The following is a 15,542-nucleotide window of genomic DNA, read 5'->3' on the forward strand; positions in this document are numbered from 1 at the left end:
ATTGAAACTACCTAATTTTGCTGTCATTAAAGAAGTCGGGCCACGTGATGGCTTACAAAATGAAAAAAAGATTGTTGGCACAAAAGATAAAGTAAAATGGATTCAACTACTTACAGAGGCGGGATTATCGTACGTTGAAGTTTCCTCATTCGTTCACCCTAAATGGGTCCCTGCATTAGCAGATGCAAATGATGTGTTTTCTGAGCTGAAAAGGGATCCCGATGTTACTTATGCAGCGCTTGTTCCAAATCAAAATGGTTTGGAACGAGCTTTTTTGCAAAATGTAGATGAGGTGAATGTTTTTTTATCAGCAAGTGAATCTCATAATAAAAGTAATATTAATAAATCAATTAAAGAAGCATTAGTTGTAATTGAAGATATAACAAAACAGGCAATATTCGAAGGGAAAAAGGTAAGAGGCTATGTTTCTACTGTATTTGGATGTCCTTATGAAGGGGATATAAGTGCCAAAGCAGTTGACGAATTATGTAATCAACTATTTTCATACGGCATTTATGAAGTATCTCTTGGTGACACGATTGGTGTAGCGAATCCACTACAAGTAGAGCGAGTATTAGAGCATTTATTAAAGAAATATGATGCTTCGCAGTTTGCAATGCACTTCCATAATACGTATGGAATGGCTTTGGCGAATGTAGTTAAGTCATTAGAATATGGTATTACAACATTTGATAGTTCTTGTGGTGGTCTTGGTGGATGTCCATATGCACCAGGAGCATCAGGCAATGTTGCAACCGATGACTTAGTTCATATGCTCCATAAGTTAGGGGTCCAAACGAATATTGATGAAGAGAAGTTATGGAAAGCGAGTCAATTCATTCAAAGTAAATTAAATATCCAATTACCGAGTCATGTGTATAGAGCGCTTCAACATAAAACGATAAGTAGGTGAGAAGATGCTACAACTACAAAACATTTCAGTTAATTATGTAACACCTCACGTTGTAAAGATTTCGTTATATCGTGAAAGACAAGCAAACTCATTATCTTTAGAGTTATTAGAAGAGTTACAAAACATATTAACTCAAATAAGTGAAGAGTCCAATACTCGTGTAGTTATTTTAACAGGTGCTGGTGAAAAAGCGTTTTGTGCTGGTGCTGATTTAAAAGAACGTGCTGGTATGAATGAGGAACAAGTTCGCCATGCTGTTAGTATGATTCGCACTACTATGGAGATGGTTGAACAATTACCACAGCCAGTTATTGCTGCTATAAACGGAATCGCCCTTGGTGGTGGTACGGAATTAAGTTTAGCTTGTGATTTTAGAATTGCGGCTGAATCTGCAAGTCTTGGTCTTACTGAAACTACACTTGCAATTATACCAGGAGCAGGTGGTACGCAGCGTTTACCAAGATTAATTGGTGTTGGTAGAGCGAAAGAATTAATTTATACAGGCAGACGTATTTCAGCGCAAGAAGCAAAAGAATATGGTTTAGTAGAATTTGTTGTACCAGCTCATTTACTTGAAGAGAAAGCGATTGAAATAGCAGAGAAAATTGCTAGTAATGGCCCTATTGCTGTTCGATTAGCAAAAGAAGCAATTTCAAACGGTATTCAAGTTGATTTACATACCGGATTACAAATGGAAAAACAAGCGTATGAAGGTGTAATCCATACGAAAGATAGATTAGAAGGATTACAAGCATTCAAGGAAAAACGCACACCAATGTATAAGGGGGAGTAAATATGTTAGATCAAAAACAACAATCGAATACATTTGAAGAACGAGTTGAAACGATTAAACAAGGCGGCGCACCAAAGTATCATGAACAAAACAAAGCAAAAGGAAAACTATTCGTTCGAGATCGCTTAGCTCTTTTATTTGATAATGGTGAATATGTAGAAGATGCATTATTTGCAAATTGTGAACAAACAGGATTACCTGCTGATGGTGTTATAACGGCAACGGGTAAAATACATGGTCGTACTGCATGCGTAATGGCAAATGATTCAACGGTAAAGGCTGGATCATGGGGCGCACGTACAGTTGAAAAGATTTTACGTATTCAAGAAACGGCAGAAAAATTACGTGTTCCGTTATTTTATTTAGTTGACTCTGCTGGAGCGCGTATTACAGATCAAGTAGAAATGTTCCCAGGACGCCGCGGTGCAGGAAGAATCTTCTACAATCAAGTGAAATTATCAGGTAAAGTTCCTCAAGTATGCTTATTATTTGGACCTTCGGCAGCTGGTGGCGCATATATTCCAGCCTTTTGTGACATTGTTATGATGGTAGAAGGAAATGCATCTATGTACTTAGGTTCTCCTCGTATGGCAGAGATGGTTATCGGCGAGAAGGTAACTTTAGAGGAGATGGGCGGAGCTCGTATGCATTGCTCTGTATCAGGATGCGGAGATGTTTTATGTAAAACAGAAGAAGATGCGATTACACAAGCAAGACAATACATTTCATATTTTCCGAACAACTACTTAGAGAAGACTCCATTGGTTACACCTCAAGAACCGAAACAATTCGAAAAAACGTTAGAACAAATCATTCCAGAAAATCAAAATGCTCCTTTCAATATGAAAGATCTCATTAATAGAGTTATTGATGAAGGTTCTTTCTATGAAGTGAAAAAATTATTTGCTCAAGAACTAATTACAGGCTTGGCACGTATTGATGGTAAGCCAGTTGGTATTATTGCAAATCAACCGCGTATGAAAGGCGGCGTATTATTCCACGATTCAGCGGATAAAGCAGCGAAATTTATTAATTTATGTGATGCATATCATATTCCGTTGTTATTCCTTGCAGATGTACCTGGATTTATGATTGGCACAAAAGTAGAGCGTGCTGGTATTATTCGTCATGGTGCAAAGATGATTTCTGCAATGAGTGAAGCAACTGTACCGAAAATTTCTATCGTTGTTCGTAAAGCATACGGTGCTGGTTTATATGCAATGGCAGGCCCAGCTTTTGAACCAGATTGCTGCCTAGCATTACCGACAGCTTCTATTGCAGTAATGGGTCCAGAAGCGGCAGTCAATGCTGTATATGCAAATAAGATTGCAGCTTTACCAGAAAAAGAGCGTGATAGCTTCATTGCTGAAAAACGCGAAGAGTATAAGAAAGATATTGATATTTACCATTTGGCATCAGAGATGGTCATTGATGGTATTGTTCATCCAAACAATTTAAGAGAAGAGTTAAAAGGACGATTCGAAATGTATATGAGTAAATATCAAGTATTTACGGACCGTAAACATCCTGTTTATCCAGTTTAAAGCCCTATTTAGGGCTTTCTTGCTCAAAAAGTCAAGGAGGGGAAAACATTGAAACAAGCAGTTTGGTTTCCAACAGAAGAGTATAAAGAAAAAACGCGTTTATATGGTTGGATGAAATCATTGGGCTATGAAGATTATGAAACGTTTTATAATAAATCTATTGAAGAAACAGATTGGTTTTGGGGAGAAGCTGAGAAAGCGGTTGGCTATCAATGGATGAAGCCTTATACAGAAGTGCTAGATTTAGAAAATGGTACGCCGTTTGCACAGTGGTATAATGGCGGAACATGTAACGTTGTAGAATCAGTTTTATCACGCTGGCTTGCAGAGGATGAAACAAGAACGCAACCAGCATTACAGTACGAGGGAGAAAATGGAACTTCAAAATCATTTACATATGAAGAGCTTGACAACTGGGTAAGTCGCGTTGCAAACGGTTTGAAACATGCGGGTATTGAAAAAGGTGACCGTGTAACAATTTATATGCCGATGATTCCAGAAACAGTTGTTGCAATGCTAGCTGTTATGAAAATCGGAGCAATTATTTCACCAATATTCTCAGGATTTGCGTCTGATGCAGTCATGACTCGTGTACAAGCGGCAGGATCAAAAATGATCATTACTGCAGATGGTTTTTCACGCCGAGGTAAAGTTGTTTCATTAAAAGACGAAGTAGATAAAGCTTGCGAACATTGTCCAACTGTTGAAAAAGTTGTTATTGTTCGTCATGCAGGAAATGATTTTACACCACATAATTATGATTTCCCATGGAGTGCGCTAGAAAAAGAAAAACCATTTACACATGCTGAAGAGATGAATAGTGATGATCCGTTAATGCTCATTTATACATCAGGTACAACTGGGAAACCGAAAGGAACAGTACATACACATGCTGGTTTCCCTTTGAAATCTGCATTTGATGCAGGATTTGGAATGAACATCAAACAAGGTGACCGCGTATTATGGGTAACTGATATGGGCTGGATGATGGGACCGTTTTTATTATTCGGCTCTCTCATTAATGGAGCAACGATGGTTATGTACGAAGGTGTTCCAGATTTCCCAGAAGCAGATCGCTTATGGGAGACCGTTGATAAATATAAAATTACACATCTCGGTATATCACCAACATTAATTCGTGCGTTAATGGCAAAGGGTGATGAGTATGTGAATAAACATTCGCTCAAGAGTTTAGAAGTATTCGCATCAACAGGTGAACCTTGGAATCCAGATCCTTGGATGTGGCTATTTGAAACAGTTGGAAAAAATAATGTACCAATTTGTAACTATTCAGGCGGAACTGAAATTTCTGGTGGGATTTTCGGAAACGTCCTTATTAAACCAATTGCACCGATTAGTTTTAACGCATCTTTACCAGGAATGGCAGCGGTTGTGCTCAATGATCAAGGCAATCCGATTCGTGATGAAGTTGGAGAATTATGTTTAGAGAAACCTTGGGTTGGTATGACGAAAAGTTTCTGGGAAGACGATGAGCGTTATGTGAACACATATTGGTCACGTTTTGAAAATAAATGGGTTCATGGTGACTGGGTGGTTTATGATGGTGAGCAATATATTATTACAGGACGCTCAGATGATACGTTAAACATTGCTGGAAAACGCATTGGACCTGCTGAATATGAATCTATTCTTGTGAAGCATAATGATGTCATAGAAGCTGCTGCGATTGGTGTACCAGATGATGTAAAAGGTGAAGTTTGTCATTGTTTTGTAGTATTAAGAGACAATGTAACATTCTCAGGAGAATTAAAGAAAGAATTAATGAGTTTAGTAAACTCTCATATTGGAAAAGCATTATGTCCAAAAGATATTCACGTTGTAGAAGATTTACCGAAAACACGTAATTCTAAAGTAATGCGCCGTGTCATTAAGGCTGCTTATTTAGGGAAAGAATTAGGTGATTTATCATCACTTGTAAATCCTGAAGTAGTGCCATTTATTCAGGGATTGCAGTCTAGTAAATTATAAAATTAGGAATGAGCTCTATGTAAATAGAGCTCATTTTTAATGTTTATAAAAGAAACGAGGAAAGAAGTAAAATTGAAGTAACAAAATTCTACTATTAGTGTTAAGTATGTCTGTTTTATAGTTTTTATCAAAATACGATATTGTGGTATGTTTATTCATTGGAGTAATTAAATTTTGTTAAGGCTGAAATTTAGTGAAGAGAAAAGTAATGAATAAAAAGAGAAATCCCTGGGGGACAGGTATTCACAAATTAATATTATAGCAAATTTTCAGGGGATTGTGATAGTGGATATATCAAAAATGTGTACAGGTTTCCAATTAAAGTGATTTTTAATAGGAAAAGGGAAGAAATTAAGTGAACCCGTTCTTAAGATCTTTCCCCTTAACATTTACTATTTGTTCTATATACGTTTTAATGTGGTAAATCTTCAACATGTAAAGATTGAGTACTGTCCTTTTTGTTTAAAGTATGTGTCTGCTGAGATGTTTCTTGCATTTGCTCTTGAGCCTTACTAGGAGTATTTAGTGCATCTGATGACACTTGATCAGGTTGTTGACTTAATATATTTTTTTTATCCATGTTATGTAGCTCCTTTTTGAACTTAGATATAAAAACGAAGTGATTTTAAATAGTTACGTGGGTATTATGTATCTCTAAATGGAATTATATACACAAATTACATTGAGAAATTAACAAATTAAACAAAGTAGTTATATGATAGAAAGAGAGATTAGTATGATTCCTTTAGAAATTAAACATAAAAAGGCGATTATCTTCAAATCGCCTTTTGGGTAATGCAGTGTAATTTTATTCAATTACTTGAAATATAGTTTCATTTGGTTTGGAAAATCCATACAGTTTCCTTGCGAATTTTAAAATTTCTTCTTCACTACTTGTTAAAGCCTTAACATCATTCTTAAGGGAATGACCATCCTTCTTTACAGAAGATAATTTTTGTTGCTCCGTATTAAGCGTGATTTGTTTTTCTTTAATCATTTCTTGTTGGTTATTCAGAGAATACTGAAGGACAAAAATTATAGGTAATATAAAAGCTAAAGTAGTTATAATACGGCGTCTTGTTTTTTTTATATTACCTTGTTGGGTATTAGGGTTCACTTGCTGTGAGGGTATATAAGAATTAGATTGGTGTGATGATACTTTTGGGATGTTTCCCATTAAAATGCCTCCATTACTGATTGTAGAATTTAAACCGTTTAAAATTATTATAAATGTTCAATAGGGATTTTAGAAGATATTTTAATATAGGTGAGTTTTGTAAAGTTTAAACAAAATCTTTATTTAAATAAAAGAAACCCTGATTGTCTGTGGGGCTCCTGAAGACAATGAAAATACGCGACTAATTAAAGATTCCATGAATTTTTTGGTGAAAATACTGGTAAATTCGCTGAATTAATGAGAGCATATAAAGCTTTATACGTATGTGAAGTAATTAAAAATCGACTTATAAGAGTCAGCTTGTTTTTTCTTAATACCCCACCCAATCAGTAAATATATATGTCTGTTGAAATCTTTACGTGTTCATTGACAAAAAGCTGACTATATTCAGTCAGCTTTTTGTGTAATACATTCTAGTATTTATCGGTTCCAAAAGACATATTATTTCCTTTAAGTTGACATTGAAAACATTACCAATTTTTCCTTTTACAATGGCAACAAATAAAGAAACATTTACAACGACACTTATTTCGTTTAGAACTCCAATCATCATCACAATGACGCTTTTCTTTAGATTTCCACCAATCATCATTACAATGCTTTTCCTTAGAACTCCAATCATCATTACAATGAGATTTTTCTTTAGATTTCCACCAGTCATCACAACAATGATTTTTCTGAGAACTCCAGCAATCATTTTTCCAGGACATCTTTTTATACCTCCTTCCAATAGAATTCATATTATTCTATGTTTTAATAATAAAGTGGCTTGTTTATTAACCTATTATTTTACCTTTATATGATAGAGTGCTTTCTACTAGGTATAGAATTCATTCAAACTATGCTAATTTTCAAGAGATAGTGGAGAGAACTACTAGTTAAGATATTTATCAATAAACACTTGTTGAAGAAAACATTCTGATTATAAATAATATCTTATTTTGGAGTACGCTTTACTGAATGTATACTTCACAATAGGAAAGGAAAAACATACTATGTTAATGCAAACGCAGTCTATGTATATGTGAAGTAATAGGAAAAGCTGGTGCATCTTTAAGGAGACGGCTATAAAAAAGATTTGTTTGAGAAAGTGGTGTCTAAACATTAAACTCAACAGAATTAAATCCGAATCCCCTCATTAAGCATGCCTTTAATTTTTAGAAGTCTGTTTTTATAGTTAATAATGAAATAAATATACAGTACAATTGTTTGTTTTTTCTTTTTTATGTTTTTGCCTCGTACACTTTGAAGCTAGTGGACATACTATATTAATAGAAATGACTAGGGGGTGAGATTTTGGGATATCGTTATAGTAATTCTAGAAAGAAGTGTTCATGTAAACAGGATGATTGTTGGGATGTTTTTGAAGAGTGTAAAAAAGAACATGAAGAGCAAAATAAGGCATGTGACTGTTGCTGTGTACAAGGAATTAGAGATGAACTGAGAAAGTTAGTAAACAGATCAGTGCGCATTACAACAGGAAGTAATAATTATGCAGGAACTGTTTCTTCAGTCACTTGTGATGTTGTAAAGCTTGCTAATAGTGCTGGGGTAGTTACAGTAATTATTTCAGTTTGTAAAATTGAAGCGATTGAACCATTGTTAACATAGGAAACATAGCATAATTAGGCTATGTTTTTTGTAAAGCCATTCTTATGAATGGCTTTATTTTAATTTCGTATAAAAGGAGAATATATTCTATATATAGAAATAAGTTTGAGGATATATAGAATGGTGTATGAAAGGAGAATGAAGTTGATTAAATTAGAACCCTTTAAAAGATCCGATTTCAAACAATTAATAAATTGGATTGATTCCGAAGAATTTTTAATACAGTGGTCAGGAAATTCATTTACATATCCTTTAAATGAACAGCAACTAGAAAAATATATAGAAAGCTCAAATACACTTACTAAGAGAATCGAAAAAAGTAGGGGAAATGTATTGGAATTTATGGGAAATGAGTATGTTAGAATATGAATGGAGCGTTAAAAAATAATAGTTATCTATAATTATGTTATGTAAATTAAATGGGGTATGGTGAGGAATTATGAAAAAAACGAAAGTCATTACAATTGCAGCTGTTTCAGGAGGAGGTAAAACTACTGTTACAGAAAGATTAAGTCAAAAGTTAATAAATTTAAAAGCATTATATTTTGATAGTTATAACTTTGATAACTGTCCTGCTGATATTTGTAAATGGATTGATGATGGAGCAAATTATGATGACTGGGTGCTTACGCCATTAATTCATGATATTCAGCATCTTATACGAGAGGGTAACGTAGATTATATTATTGTAGATTATCCTTTTGCATACTTAAATAGTGAAATGCGAGAATTTATTGATGCAACTATATTTATCGATACGCCGTTAGATATTGCGATGGCTAGAAGAATTATGCGAGATTTTAAGGAAGATACATTGAGTGAAATACATAATGATTTAAAGAATTATATAACATATGCTAGAAAAGCTTATTTGGAGGCACTTCATACTGTAAAGCCAAATTCAGATATTGTTTTGGATGGATCTTTATCTGTCGATGAAATAATTAATCAAATTGTAGAGGAACTTAATCGGAGAGAAGTGATCGTCAATGGTTAAATGTATAGAGGAATATGTACAAGTTGATGATTTTAAAATGTATTCAAGAGTATTCCAAGGAAAGAAGTTGCAGCCAGTTATTATAATGGAGGCAGGCTATGGCGATTATTCAAAGGCATGGAATCATATTGCTGAAGAGCTGACTGAATATGGAATGGTACTTACATATGATCGAGCGGGATTAGGGAAAGTGGAAAGAGTTCCAAGCGACGTATTAGTTCTGAAATGGTAAAAGATTTAAGGTGTTGCTTAGCGTAACTACAATTGAAACCACCTTATATTTTTGTAGGACATTCTTTTGGCGGTATAAATGCACGTTTATTTGCGACTTTTTATCCCAAAGATATGTTGGGAATAGTTTTAGTTGATTCGACACCGGAAAATTATAAAGAAGATTTTTTACCAATCATGTCTCCAGAATTTCAAGATGCTTACAATAAACAGTTTGTATATGAAAGTTCTTATGAAGAGTTTATGTTTAGTCTAGGTGAAGTAGATAAACATTGTCAGTCAATGGGGAATATTCAACTTGCCGTGTTAGCTGCTGGTAAAAAAGCTTTTTATTCGCCAGATGAACAAATGAAATGGTTGCAATTGCAAGAAGATTTATTACGATTATCAAGCAATAATACATTTGTAATTGCAGAACAAAGTGGTCACTATATTCAAAAAGATGAACCATATTATGTAGTAGATGCTATTAAGTGGATTATTGAGGTGGGGGAGAGATAAATATGTACACTTTATTTCAATACAATTGGCAAGTAAGGGACGACTGGTTTAAGTGGTGTGAACAACTTTCAGAGGAAGAATTGCTCTGCAAGCGTGTAGGTGGTGTAGGAAGTATTTTAGAAACATTATTCCATATTGTCGATGTTGAATACAGCTGGATTAATGCGCTTCAAGGAAAAGAAGATAATGAACCGCAGTTTAAAGATTATCAATCAATCCAAAAGGTGAAAGCGTTATCTGATTTATATAAACGAGAATTAGAAGTTTTTTTACAGTTATGGTCATCTAGCCTAGAATATAAGATATTAAAAGCTTCGTGGACAGATAAAACATATACATACGGTGAAGTTTTAAGACATGTAATTGTACACGAAATTCATCACATTGGTCAGCTATCTATATGGGCAAGAGAGTTAAATCTTCAGCCTGTTTCAGCGAATTTAATTGGAAGGGGACTATAGATGTATAAAACGGCTTGCACTATAAATGTAAGCCGTTTTATATATATAAGAAGATTTCCTAGTTGAAATCCTCGGATTTTTTCTGACGTATATGTAAAAACATTAAAAATGTAATAATGAAGAAAATCAACAATGTTTGTATGATTAAATTTTTAAACTGAAGCAATACTGTCCAAGATGTAACTGCATCTTTAAAAGCTTGGAGTGCAGAGTACGAGGATGGATCAAAAGCGTACTGTAGTAGCTTTTTTGTTTCAATAAAGGTACTATTTTCTTCACTTGAGTCTAATATTACAGAAATAAATCTAGTATCTCCTCGTTTTGCTGTACTTACAAAACTATAATTACCATTAGTTGAAAAACTAGTTTGTAAGCCGTCAACACCTTGGAGTTTAATGTTTTTATTAAGGGAATAAATCATTTTATTAGTGTTGAAAACTTTGGAATCTTTGAAGGTAAATTGGTAAGAGGTTAGTTTCGTAATATTCAATACATCTGGAAAGTCTGTTACTAATTGTGTTGCTAGTTTAGCAACGTCTATTGCCGTTGTAGTTGATTGTTTATTCGTATCGTTATTCATTCCAGTTGCATTTAGAAACGGGGATGGTTGTGATAACTTTAGTTGTGTTGCTTTTTCATTCATTAAAAGTGTAAAGTTATCTTCGTTTCCAGCAATGTGTTCTGCAAGGGCAAGTGCGGAACGATTATTCCCTGTCAGAAACAATGCATGAAGTAAATCACGAACTGTCGTTTGATCTTTCGAAGTTACTTGTAAAGGACTGGTTTCTGCTCGGAAAACTTCGTTACTTATTTTTACTAATTCATCTAACTGTATGTTGCCTTCATTCAGTTGTTCCATTGCGATATACTCTGTCATTAATTTAGATAAAGTAGCTGATTGTATAGGAATTTCCTCATTTTTTTTATAAACAACTTCACCTGAATTAGCATCTATTAAAATAGCTGATTTAGCTTGAATAATTGGACCATTTACATAGAGGTAAAAATATAAAACGATAAGTGCTGTAATAACAAAAGATAATAATAAAATTGTGAACTTTTTCAGGAATTGCATAAGCGATCCTCCTACTATGACATCAATAATACTATTGTAAAAAGGAATGCTTAATTAGGAAGAAAGAAAAGGTAAAGAATTTCTAAAGAATTATAAAGGATTATTAAATTTGGTTTTTAATGGAAAATAAAAGGTTCAATTTCTTATATGGTAAGAAATTGAACCTGAAAAATTATAATATTAACATTTATACGGGAGAAGTTTTACAGTGAAGGTTGTTTTTTTATCATCACTATATACTTCAATTGTTCCTTTATGCAATTCGACAATACTTTTTGCAATTGCTAATCCGAGCCCAGATCCACCGGTGTTTGTAGAGCGAGATTTTTCAACGCGATAAAAACGTTCAAAAATATGAGGTAAATCTGTACTAGGAATAGGTTGGCCGTAATTTGTTATATCTATAGTAATCATATTATTGCTTTCATAGGCAGCAAGGTCGATATATCCACCGTCGTTTCCATAAGCGATAGCGTTTATAATAAGATTTTCAAACACACGCACTAATTTGTCTCCATCAGCTAATACCATGAGTTTTTGAGATGGGAAAGAAGGTCGACATTCTATATTAGCTTCTTGAACTTGTATGCGGAATTGAACAGTTAATTGCCCAAGTAGCTCTACAATATCAATGGGAACAGAATATAAACTTAACTCTTTATTTTGAACACGTGTATATTCAAACAGGTCATTCATTAATGCGTTAAGACGGGTTACTTTATCGTAAATGACTTGTATATAATGGCGTAATTCCACTTCATCTCTATAATTATCATGGTGGATTAAATTCACGTATCCAACTATAGACGTAAGAGGAGTACGTAAATCATGCGATACATTTGTAATAAGCTCACTTTTTGCTTGTTCCGCTTGTCTCTCTTCATCAATTGAGACTTTCAATTGTTCAACAATTTGATTTACTCCGGTCGCTAATTCTTCCAGATAATTATGATTTACGATAGAAACTTTATGATTGAAGTTTCCATCTGCAATATAACGAATCTCTTCTATCATTTTTTTAATACAAGTTTCATAGTAAACCTTTCTTTCATGACGATAAAAAATGTATAGGTAGGATGAGAAAATAGAAAATAAAAACAAATAGGATACAATCATCATCCATAGAGATTCCTTTATTCCTTTATATTTTTCATATCCAAAAATTCTAATGAATTCTTTTCCGAGCTCGCTTAACGTAAGTGAACTTTCAATTACACTTGTAACAAGGCGATATATAATTAATTCAGTAATAGGAGTAAGTGTGATGGCTAACATAAACCAAAAAATCAACTTCCATTTTGGGATATCTTTTAATATATCAAATGCTTCATTTCTCAATTTTATAGCCTACTCCCCAAACAGTATGAATAAATTTCTCTCCATTCATTCCTGTTTCAAGTTTATCCCGTAAATTACTAATGTGAACCATTACAGTTTTATTTGAGCCATAACCATCTTCGTTCCATACGCGTTCAAAAATTTCTTCGGAACTAAATACTCTTCCGGTATTACTCGCAAGTAAATATAAAATATCAAATTCAATAGATGTAAGTTTAATATATTCTCCATTTACTTTAACAGTATGATTATGTTTGTGTATTTCAGCAGAACGAATACGAATAATACCATCTTCATTTTTGGAGGAAGTGGCATTTTGGAAAGATGATCTTCGTAACAATGCTTTCACTCTAGCTACTAATTCTAATGGGTTGAATGGTTTAATCATATAATCATCTGCACCTGTCATAAGACCTAATATTTTATCCATATCTTCTGCTTTTGCACTCAGCATAAGAATAGGTACAGTATTATTCTCACGAACTTCCTGGCAAACTTCTAATCCATTTCGCTTTGGCATCATAATATCCAAAATCATAAGATCAACTTCATATGTAGAAATCATTTGCAATGCCTCATCGCCATCGTATGCTTTATAAATGTTATAGCCTTCATTTCGCAAATAAACAGCAAGTAACTCAACAATATCTTTATCATCATCAATAATTAATATGTTTTTATTCATTATGTAGTTCCTTTCCTAACGAATCATTAACATTACTATAATATCAAACATTTATGTATTTTGTAGCAATGATTCGCCATAAAATTTCATGTAACGTATAAAAAAGGGATTAAAACATTCATAACGAATACAAATAAAAAAGATATTTAAATACAGCGTTATATTGAAAGTTAGGAAGAAAGGTGACTTGAGATGTTATATAAGGATATATATTCATTTACTCCAACTGGAAAAATTGAAAATGATATAAAATCGTTTCTATTAAAATACAATAAAGAACTTACTTATAAACATTCAATTCGGGTGGCAAAAGAAGCCCGTAAAATTGCGAGTACGTATCATGTAAATGAAGAAAAGGCAGCGATTGCAGGATATTTACATGATATTAGTGCAATCTTTCCAAATGAAGATCGGGTTGCAGTTGCTGAACAATTTGGAATAGAGATATTACAAGAAGAACGAGAATTTCCAATGATTATTCATCAAAAGTTATCGAAAGTAATTGCAAAAGAAATATTTAAAGTGGATGATGAAGAAATCTTAAATGCAATTTGCTGCCATACTACACTACGTAAACATGCAACGAAAATGGATTTAGTGTTATTTGTTGCTGATAAAATAGAATGGGATCAAAATGGAGCACCACCATATTTAGTAGAAGTAAAAAAAGAATTAGAAAAATCTTTAGAACATGCTGCTTTTATATATATTTCATATTTGTGGGATAGAAAAGACACGTTGAAAGTTTTACATCCATGGCTAGAAGAAGCATATTGGCAGTTAAAAGAAATTGTAGAGTAGAAAGGAATTAAGAATGCGATTAAAAGAATATATGAATGAAACATTTCCTGGGGTTACATTAGTACCACATATATCCTTTCAGTGGGAAAATTATTTGTATTTTGATTTTGGAAAAGGTAAACATCAAAATCTAGAAGGCACCGACGATTTAAATATGGAATATTTCTCTCAACTTTATACATATAATAAACACTTATTTGAAGATATATTTTCAAAAGAAGATGAAGTCTTTTTAGTAACAAATGTTTATCGATTTAAAAAGGAAAATGTGAAAAATCCGCAGAAAATTAATATATATAGACGTTTTATTCATAATAGAGATTTAAAGTATCATATAAGGCAAGAAACAATACCTTTTTTATTTGAAGAAGAAGCTGACTTGTATTGTACTTATCAATTTTCATTAAAATGTTTTGCTTGTGATATAAAGTATACACCGCTTATTCAAGCTGCAAATCATGAAGATTTTCTAGATCTTTATCCTCGTTTTGGACGCAAAAAAGAAATTTCTTATCCAGATGTATTTCTCATAAATGCAACAAAAGATATTATCATGTTTATTTACGATGATAGAGGATGTGAAGTAATTGCGAAGAATAAAGAAACAATAAGAAATTTATATGAGAAATATAAAGAGTGGATTCCAGATTATGAACGAGAAAGTATAGATAAAGTATTTACATGATAACAATAGGGGAAGTGAAGCATGTAATGAAACGTATTGCAATCGTATCCGCATGGGAACCAGAACTTACGTATTTGCATCAATATTATCCAAGTGAACGTATTGAAAAACGAGCAGCTTGGGAATTTCATTTTCATTATATTAATAATATGGAAGTTATCTCCGTAATAACTGGAGTTGGGAAAGTAAGTTGTGCTAGTTGTGTGCAATTATTAATTAGTGAGTTTCAGCCAGATGAGTTGTTTATGACAGGAATATGCGGAAGTCTATCAAATAAGGTGAAAAATGGACATATTGTAGTAGCCCTTAATGCAATACAACACGACGTTACTGCTGCTGGTTCAGGGGAAGATATTTTTAATTTATATAATGGTAGGACAGCACCTATTGAAACAACAAAGTCACTTGTAAGAAGAATAAAAAAGATACGATCTTATGATCCGATTCATTATGGTACATTTTTATCTGGAGATCAACGTATCCGTAGTTCAGAAATGAGATATTTACTCCATACTGTATATGGAGCATTAGCGGTTGATCAAGAAGTGGCAGCTTTTGCTTATGTGTGTCAAATCAATAACAAACCTTTTCTTAGTTTAAAAGCTGCATCAGATCAAGCAAATGATAAAACGAAAGAGGAACAAAAAATCTTTAAAATGTTAGCGTGTGAACGAGCGTGCGAGCATTTAATTGCTTTTTTACGTGTACATGAGATTAATGTAGTAAAGAATAGATAGTAAG

16 protein-coding genes and 2 pseudogenes are annotated in these 15,542 nt (G+C 33.2%); 12 read left to right on the top strand and 6 right to left on the bottom strand.

Translation table 11 applies throughout. The annotated features are described in order from the left end of the window. Nucleotide 1 precedes the first annotated feature (1 nt). The 4 genes from mvaB to QCI41_RS02650 are packed head-to-tail and all read left to right on the top strand — an operon-like array spanning nt 2 to nt 5,239. The gene (gene mvaB, locus QCI41_RS02635; RefSeq protein ID WP_353838446.1) at nt 2-913 is read left to right on the top strand and encodes a hydroxymethylglutaryl-CoA lyase; all 912 of its coding nucleotides are present in this window, start codon (nt 2-4) and stop codon (nt 911-913) included. Between the two features lie 4 nt (nt 914-917). After that, nucleotides 918-1,706, top strand: coding sequence for an enoyl-CoA hydratase (locus QCI41_RS02640; RefSeq protein WP_000939827.1), 789 nt, complete (start codon nt 918-920; stop codon nt 1,704-1,706). 2 nt (nt 1,707-1,708) lie between these two features. Beyond that, the gene (locus QCI41_RS02645; RefSeq protein WP_060488922.1) at nt 1,709-3,250 is read left to right on the top strand and encodes an acyl-CoA carboxylase subunit beta; all 1,542 of its coding nucleotides are present in this window, start codon (nt 1,709-1,711) and stop codon (nt 3,248-3,250) included. A 48-nt stretch (nt 3,251-3,298) separates the two neighbouring features. Further along, entirely contained in the window at nt 3,299-5,239 is a 1,941-nt protein-coding gene (locus QCI41_RS02650; protein WP_137014510.1) for an AMP-binding protein, read from the top strand. 412 nt (nt 5,240-5,651) lie between these two features. Here the strand turns inward: QCI41_RS02650 and QCI41_RS02655 are convergent, their stop codons facing one another. The 3 genes from QCI41_RS02655 to QCI41_RS02665 all read right to left on the bottom strand — a co-directional run bounded on the left by QCI41_RS02655 (nt 5,652) and on the right by QCI41_RS02665 (nt 7,113). Next, complete coding sequence (locus tag QCI41_RS02655) at nt 5,652-5,819, bottom strand: hypothetical protein (RefSeq protein WP_353838445.1); 168 nt, start codon at nt 5,817-5,819, stop codon at nt 5,652-5,654. Between the two features lie 228 nt (nt 5,820-6,047). After that, complete coding sequence (locus tag QCI41_RS02660) at nt 6,048-6,416, bottom strand: FtsB family cell division protein (protein WP_353838444.1); 369 nt, start codon at nt 6,414-6,416, stop codon at nt 6,048-6,050. Nucleotides 6,417-6,807: 391 nt separating this feature from the next. Further along, on the bottom strand, nt 6,808-7,113 hold the full coding sequence (locus tag QCI41_RS02665; protein ID WP_353838443.1) for a hypothetical protein: 306 nt from the start codon (nt 7,111-7,113) through the stop codon (nt 6,808-6,810). Nucleotides 7,114-7,712: 599 nt separating this feature from the next. Here QCI41_RS02665 and exsK point away from each other — a divergent pair. From exsK to QCI41_RS02690, 5 genes and pseudogenes are all read left to right on the top strand, one after another. Further along, the gene (gene exsK, locus QCI41_RS02670) at nt 7,713-8,027 is read left to right on the top strand and encodes an exosporium protein ExsK (RefSeq protein ID WP_048529942.1); all 315 of its coding nucleotides are present in this window, start codon (nt 7,713-7,715) and stop codon (nt 8,025-8,027) included. Between the two features lie 120 nt (nt 8,028-8,147). Further along, nucleotides 8,148-8,415: pseudogene (locus tag QCI41_RS02675) on the top strand (hypothetical protein). A gap of 48 nt (nt 8,416-8,463) precedes the next feature. After that, nucleotides 8,464-9,024 (top strand): nucleoside/nucleotide kinase family protein, encoded by a 561-nt coding sequence (locus QCI41_RS02680; RefSeq protein ID WP_353838883.1) that lies wholly within the window; start codon nt 8,464-8,466, stop codon nt 9,022-9,024. Continuing rightward, a pseudogene (locus QCI41_RS02685) lies at nt 9,017-9,756 on the top strand (alpha/beta fold hydrolase). Before QCI41_RS02680 ends, QCI41_RS02685 begins: the two are co-directional and overlap by 8 nt. Nucleotides 9,757-9,758: 2 nt before the next feature. Further along, the gene (locus QCI41_RS02690; RefSeq protein ID WP_353838441.1) at nt 9,759-10,217 is read left to right on the top strand and encodes a DinB family protein; all 459 of its coding nucleotides are present in this window, start codon (nt 9,759-9,761) and stop codon (nt 10,215-10,217) included. Between the two features lie 58 nt (nt 10,218-10,275). Here QCI41_RS02690 and QCI41_RS02695 read toward each other — a convergent pair whose 3' ends face one another. The 3 genes from QCI41_RS02695 to QCI41_RS02705 form a co-directional block, all read right to left on the bottom strand. Beyond that, nucleotides 10,276-11,292, bottom strand: a complete 1,017-nt coding sequence (locus QCI41_RS02695) for a D-alanyl-D-alanine carboxypeptidase family protein (protein WP_353838439.1) — start codon at nt 11,290-11,292, stop codon at nt 10,276-10,278. Nucleotides 11,293-11,472: 180 nt separating this feature from the next. Then, nucleotides 11,473-12,630 carry a sensor histidine kinase gene (locus QCI41_RS02700; protein WP_353838438.1) on the bottom strand — a complete coding sequence of 386 codons (1,158 nt, stop codon included), beginning with the start codon at nt 12,628-12,630 and terminating at the stop codon, nt 11,473-11,475. Next, nucleotides 12,620-13,315 carry a response regulator transcription factor gene (locus tag QCI41_RS02705; RefSeq protein ID WP_001038798.1) on the bottom strand — a complete coding sequence of 232 codons (696 nt, stop codon included), beginning with the start codon at nt 13,313-13,315 and terminating at the stop codon, nt 12,620-12,622. The genes QCI41_RS02700 and QCI41_RS02705 overlap by 11 nt, the downstream gene beginning before the upstream one ends. Nucleotides 13,316-13,507: 192 nt before the next feature. Between QCI41_RS02705 and yqeK the strand changes: the two genes are divergently transcribed. From yqeK to mtnN, 3 genes are read left to right on the top strand one after another with little or no spacing between them, the layout of a single operon-like run. Next, nucleotides 13,508-14,116 carry a bis(5'-nucleosyl)-tetraphosphatase (symmetrical) YqeK gene (gene yqeK / locus QCI41_RS02710; RefSeq protein ID WP_215563305.1) on the top strand — a complete coding sequence of 203 codons (609 nt, stop codon included), beginning with the start codon at nt 13,508-13,510 and terminating at the stop codon, nt 14,114-14,116. 13 nt (nt 14,117-14,129) lie between these two features. Continuing rightward, a complete protein-coding gene (locus QCI41_RS02715; protein ID WP_353838437.1) occupies nt 14,130-14,801 on the top strand; it encodes a DUF3885 domain-containing protein in 672 nt (223 codons plus the stop codon). Continuing rightward, nucleotides 14,801-15,538: a 5'-methylthioadenosine/S-adenosylhomocysteine nucleosidase gene (mtnN, locus tag QCI41_RS02720; protein WP_117584477.1), complete on the top strand. Its 738-nt coding sequence runs from the start codon at nt 14,801-14,803 to the stop codon at nt 15,536-15,538. The genes QCI41_RS02715 and mtnN overlap by 1 nt, the downstream gene beginning before the upstream one ends. Nucleotides 15,539-15,542: the final 4 nt, after the last annotated feature.

Source organism: Bacillus cereus group sp. MG4 (genome assembly GCF_040460055.1).
Lineage (GTDB): Bacteria > Bacillota > Bacilli > Bacillales > Bacillaceae_G > Bacillus_A > Bacillus_A wiedmannii.

Coding starts and splice junctions, on each gene's coding strand:
- QCI41_RS02695 (WP_353838439.1), bottom strand. CDS start 11,292: ATGCAATTCCTGAAAAAGTTCACAATTTTATTATTATCTTTTGTTATT.
- QCI41_RS02640 (WP_000939827.1), top strand. CDS start 918: ATGCTACAACTACAAAACATTTCAGTTAATTATGTAACACCTCACGTT.
- QCI41_RS02645 (WP_060488922.1), top strand. CDS start 1,709: ATGTTAGATCAAAAACAACAATCGAATACATTTGAAGAACGAGTTGAA.
- QCI41_RS02665 (WP_353838443.1), bottom strand. CDS start 7,113: ATGATTGCTGGAGTTCTCAGAAAAATCATTGTTGTGATGACTGGTGGA.
- QCI41_RS02705 (WP_001038798.1), bottom strand. CDS start 13,315: ATGAATAAAAACATATTAATTATTGATGATGATAAAGATATTGTTGAG.
- QCI41_RS02690 (WP_353838441.1), top strand. CDS start 9,759: ATGTACACTTTATTTCAATACAATTGGCAAGTAAGGGACGACTGGTTT.
- QCI41_RS02715 (WP_353838437.1), top strand. CDS start 14,130: ATGCGATTAAAAGAATATATGAATGAAACATTTCCTGGGGTTACATTA.
- yqeK (WP_215563305.1), top strand. CDS start 13,508: ATGTTATATAAGGATATATATTCATTTACTCCAACTGGAAAAATTGAA.
- QCI41_RS02660 (WP_353838444.1), bottom strand. CDS start 6,416: ATGGGAAACATCCCAAAAGTATCATCACACCAATCTAATTCTTATATA.
- QCI41_RS02655 (WP_353838445.1), bottom strand. CDS start 5,819: ATGGATAAAAAAAATATATTAAGTCAACAACCTGATCAAGTGTCATCA.